At 66.6% G+C, this 4892-nt stretch carries 3 protein-coding genes, 1 tRNA gene and 2 pseudogenes; 4 read left to right on the plus strand and 2 right to left on the minus strand.

Going from position 1 to position 4892, the window contains the following annotated elements:
• Positions 1 to 1503: pseudogene (locus RMO30_RS10285) on the plus strand (phosphoketolase family protein); the annotation flags it as partial.
• Here the strand turns inward: RMO30_RS10285 and def are convergent.
• Positions 1504 to 2070, minus strand: coding sequence for a peptide deformylase (gene def / locus RMO30_RS10290; protein WP_309712920.1), 567 nt, complete (start codon positions 2068 to 2070; stop codon positions 1504 to 1506).
• 39 nt (positions 2071 to 2109) lie between these two features.
• Between def and RMO30_RS10295 the strand changes: the two genes are divergently transcribed.
• The 3 genes from RMO30_RS10295 to RMO30_RS10305 all read left to right on the plus strand — a co-directional run bounded on the left by RMO30_RS10295 (position 2110) and on the right by RMO30_RS10305 (position 4351).
• The gene (locus tag RMO30_RS10295; RefSeq protein ID WP_309712923.1) at positions 2110 to 3045 is read left to right on the plus strand and encodes a DMT family transporter; all 936 of its coding nucleotides are present in this window, start codon (positions 2110 to 2112) and stop codon (positions 3043 to 3045) included.
• A gap of 22 nt (positions 3046 to 3067) precedes the next feature.
• Positions 3068 to 4300 (plus strand): glycosyltransferase, encoded by a 1233-nt coding sequence (locus tag RMO30_RS10300; protein ID WP_309712926.1) that lies wholly within the window; start codon positions 3068 to 3070, stop codon positions 4298 to 4300.
• Positions 4278 to 4351, plus strand: a tRNA-Ile gene (locus RMO30_RS10305). The genes RMO30_RS10300 and RMO30_RS10305 overlap by 23 nt, the downstream gene beginning before the upstream one ends.
• Before the next feature lie 21 nt (positions 4352 to 4372).
• On the opposite strand, the pseudogene RMO30_RS10310 reads toward RMO30_RS10305, so the two are convergent.
• Positions 4373 to 4892: pseudogene (locus RMO30_RS10310) on the minus strand (LytR family transcriptional regulator); the annotation flags it as partial.

Raw genomic sequence — 4892 nt, forward strand, 5'->3', positions numbered from 1 at the left:
GCCGAGATCGACGGCGTGCCGGTCGAGAACACCTGGCGTGCGCATCAGGTTCCGCTGGCGAGCGCGCGAGACACCGAGGCGCACCTGCAGATACTCGACGACTGGATGCGGTCCTACCGGCCCGAGGAGCAGTTCGACGCGGCCGGTGCCCCGCGGCCCGAGGTCGTGGCGCTCGCCCCAGCGGGCGACCTGCGGATGAGTGCCAACCCGGTCGCGAACGGCGGGCTGCGGCGCGACCTGAACCTTCCCGACTTCCGCGAGACCGCGGTCGAGGTCGATTCCGCGGCGCGCGGTGCGCTCCAGCTCGAGTCGACAGCGGTGTTGGGCCACTGGCTCGCCGACGTCATCCGACAGAATCCCGCCGACTTTCGCATCTTCGGGCCCGACGAGACCGCCTCGAACCGCCTCGCCCCGGCCATCTACGAGTCGACGGCCAAGCAGTGGAACGCGCAGATCGAGAGCGTCGACCTGAACCTCGCCCCCACCGGTCGCGTCATGGAAGTGCTGAGCGAGCACCAGTGTCAGGGCTGGCTCGAGGGGTACCTGCTGAGTGGTCGGCACGGGCTCTTCAACACCTACGAGGCGTTCGTGCACATCGTCGACTCGATGTTCAACCAGCATGCCAAGTGGCTCGAAGCGTGTCGTCGCATCCCGTGGCGTAAGCCGATCGCGAGCCTCAACTATCTGCTGTCCAGCCACGTCTGGCGTCAGGATCACAACGGCTTCAGTCACCAGGATCCGGGCTTTCTCGACGTCGTCGTGAACAAGCGCGCCGAGGTCGTGCGGGTCTACCTGCCGTTTGACGCCAACACCTTGCTCTCGACCTACGACCACTGTCTGCGCTCGGTCGACTACGTCAACGTCGTCGTCGCGGGTAAGCAGCCGGAGCCGCAGTGGCTCACCATGGACGAGGCGATCGAACACTGCACTCGCGGTCTCGGCATCCTGCCCTGGGCGGGTACCGAGGTCGAGGGTCAGGAACCGGATGTCGTGCTCGCCGCCGCCGGGGACGTTCCGACGCTCGAGGTGTTGGCCGCGGCCGCGATCCTGCGGGAGCGGGTGCCGACGCTTGCGGTGCGCGTCGTGAACGTCGTCGACCTGATGCGCCTGCAGTCGGAAGGGCAGCATCCTCACGGCCTGACGGACCACGAGTACGACGCGATCTTCACGACCGACAAGCCGGTGATCTTCGCGTTCCACGGCTACCCGGCACTCATTCACCGGCTCACTTACCGGCGCGCCGGCCACGACCATTTGCACGTTCACGGCTTTCAGGAACGGGGCACGACGACCACGCCGTTCGACATGGTCATGCTCAACGATCTCGACCGATACAAGCTGGCGATCGACGTTCTCGACCGCGTGCCCGGCCTCGCCGCAGCGAACCCCGAGCTCCGCCAGGATCTCGAGGATGCCCGCACCCGCGCCCGCGACTACACCCGCGAGTTCGGCGAAGACATCCCGGAGGTCGCCGACTGGCGGTGGCCCCGTGATGTGAGGTAGCTAACCCTCCAGGTGGTCGACGCCGGGTAGCCAGGACTGGCCCGGCGAGCCCCAGCTCTTCTTGCGGATCGCTTTCGCCATCCCTTTGTCGTGCGGGTGGATCAACCGGTCCGCGTAGAGCACGCCGTCGAGGTGGTCGAACTCGTGCTGGAAGATGCGGGCCAGCCAGCCGGTGGCGCGTGCCTCGAAGCCGTTCCCGTCGAGGTCGGTCGCGGTGAGCAGCGCTTCGGGCGAGCGGCGTAGCGCAAACCGCTCGCCCGGGATCGACAGGCAGCCCTCCGACTCCTCATCGTCGTCGAGGTCGCCGAGCGGCAGCGGCGCCATGAGCAGCTGGGGGTTGATCGCCGTACCGCGGTGTCGCACACCATCGTCGTCGATCCACGACCAGATGAAGATCCGTAGCCCGACCCCCACCTGCGGTGCCGCGAGGCCGACCCCGGGAGCGGCGGCCATCGTTTCCTCCATGTCGCGCACCAGCTCAAGTACGGCGTCGTCGATGGCAGAGACAGGGGAAGCGGGCGTGTGCAGCGCGGGATCGCCCGTGATGCGGATGGGTCGGACGGCCATTCGGCCAGGATATCCAGCCAGGACCGCTAGATTTTTGGGGTGATTGAGATCGGCGACGTTGATGCCCAGAGCATCATCGGCAACATCCCCGTCGTCGGCATCCTCATCGCGCTCGTCGGTGCGGTCTTTCTGTCGCTCGGGGCGCAGTTCCAGCACCGCGGGGTAGAGGTCGTCGAAGAACGCCACGGGTCGGGCAACAAAGCGGGCTTGAGCGTGGGACAGCTGCTGCGCCTGCTGGCCCGGCCGTCGTGGGTCATCGGCACGGTGCTGCTCGGGCTGGCGATCCTGTTCCAGCTGACGAGTCTCGGATTCGCGCCGCTCATCGTCGTGCAGCCGATCGGGGCCGTTGCGCTCGTCATCACGGCCATCGTCAATGCTCGGGTCACCAAGACGAAGATCGAAGGCCCGGTGCTGCGCGCGATCGCGCTCTGCGTCGGCGGCATCGCCCTGTTCGTCACGGTAGCCACCTTCGTCGCCGAGGAACAGGTCATCGGCGAAACCCAGCTGGTGATCGTGCTGAGCATTCTCGGCGGGGTCATCCTGATGCTCGCGCTCACCTTCGCGTTCGCCCGAAAGCGGGCCGGCGCACTGTTCTACATCGTCGCGGCCGGTGTGCTCTATGGCTTCGTCGCGACCCTCGCCAAAGTCGTCATCAATCGGGTCGGCAACCTGATGGCCGGAATCGTCGGCGGCGAATTCGAGTGGCTCACCATCGCCTGCGTCGTGGCCCTGCTGATCGCTGCAGCGCTCGGCGCCTACTTCGTGCAGACCGCGTATTCGCTCGGCTCACCCGACCTGGTGATCGCCGGTCTGACTGTCGTCGATCCACTCCTTGCGGTCGCGATCGGCATCGCGGTGCTCGGTGAAGCCGCGCACGCCCCGCTGTGGGTGATCCCGGTGTGGGCGCTCGCCGCATCGGTTGCCGTCTACGGGGTCTACCAACTCGCGAAGCACCACCCGCAGACGCATCGATAGGTCCCCTCGCTCCGGTAGCCTCATGCGAGTGCGAATCATGATCGGCGGGGACACCTTCGCCCCCGATATCAACGGCTCCGCCTCATTCGCCAAGCGGCTCGCCGTCGTGTTGACCCAGCGCGGCCATGAGGTACACATCGTCGCGCCCGCGCCCGACCGTCACCACGGTTCCCGCATCGAGGTGCACGACGGGGTCGAGCTGATGGTGCACCGGCTCAAGAGCTGGCCTTGGTGGCCGCATCCGTGGGTACGGTTCGCTCTGCCCTGGCGGATCAAGGCGAACGCGCGTCGGCTGATGGCCGAGGTGAAGCCGGATGTCGTGCACTTTCAGTCGCACATCATCATGGGCACCGGCCTCGCGCCGGCGGCGAAGGCTGCGGGCATCCGCCTCGTCGGCACCAACCACACGATGGCCGAGAACATCGCCCAGCACGTCACGATCCTGCCGCCTCCGGCGCTGCGCTGGTTGATCCGCTCGCAGTGGAAGGCGGCCGCCGGTGTCTACGCGCAAGCCGACGTCGTCACCACCCCGACGAAGCGGTCGAGCGACTACTTCGAGAAGATGACGGGACTGACCGACGTTCACTCGATCTCGAACGGTATCGACACCGCCAACTACGTGCCGAGTTTCAAGCCGCGCACCGAGAACCGCATCGTCTTCGTCGGCCGCCTCGACGAAGAGAAGTGCATCCACGAACTGCTGCAAGCTTTCGCTCTGCTCGACACCGGCCTCGACGCGAAACTCGACATCGTCGGTCACGGAGAGGACTTGCACCGCCTCGAGCGGATGTCTCGTGACCTGGGAATCGCCGACCGCGTGATCTTCCACGGCAAGGCATCCGACGAGCAGCTGCGCGACATCCTCACCAACGGTGCCGTGTTCGCGATGCCGTCACGTGCCGAACTGCAGTGCATCGCCGCGATGGAGGCGATGGCATCGGCTCTGCCCGTCGTGGCAGCGGATGCCATGGCGTTGCCGCACCTCGTACACCCGGGCGAAAACGGCTACCTCTACGAGCCCGGCGACATCCCCGCCTTCGCCGCCCACATCACCTCGGTGCTGACCGCGGCGCCCGACGAGTACACCGCCATGAAGAAGGCGTCGCAGCGCATCGTCGCGAAACACGACCTGCAAGCCACCGTCGACACCTTCGAGGCGCTGTACCGTGGTGAAACGGTGGCCGACCCGGTCACCGAGCCGGTTCCTGTCGCGAAGCGATCGAAAGCGGCGCGGGGCGGTAGCTCAGCTGGTTAGAGCAGCGGACTCATAATCCGTCGGTCACGGGTTCAAGTCCCGTCCGCCCTACTCTCACGAAACGAGATGCCGCTAGTAGTTGTTCCCAATCGTGCAAGTCTGCTCTGACGCGGGTTGCCCATTGATCGACGGCGGCAGTTCCACGACTGCGGTCTCGTCGGGGCTGGCTGAGGGCGCCGGGGACTTTCCGGGTCCCGGCTTCGCGGTCTCCACGACATCCTCACCCGCTTGAGCACCGCCGCCGGGGTCGCCGGTGACGACGATCTGCGCGTCGGCGGCGATGGCATCCATCAGGATCTGCGCCTCTGCCCTCCGGGGCGCCATACCGCCGACTCCGCCCATCGTCGTAGCCCCCGCCGGGTAGCTGACGAAGGCGATGTTGGCGAGCGGGACGTCCTTCAACGCAAACGCCATGGCTGCCATCGCGTCGAGCGAGTTGAGGGAGGTGCTGAGCTGCATGTTGCCCGCCACCGCCTGCGCCATCGCGTATACCGTCAGCGGGTTGCCGAGAGTGTCGCCCGACTTGACCTTGCGGATGAGCGACGACAGGAACAGCTGCTGGTTGCTGACTCGGGTGGTGTCGGAACCGTCG

This window comes from Pseudolysinimonas sp., from assembly GCF_031389465.1.
Lineage (GTDB): Bacteria > Actinomycetota > Actinomycetes > Actinomycetales > Microbacteriaceae > Pseudolysinimonas_A.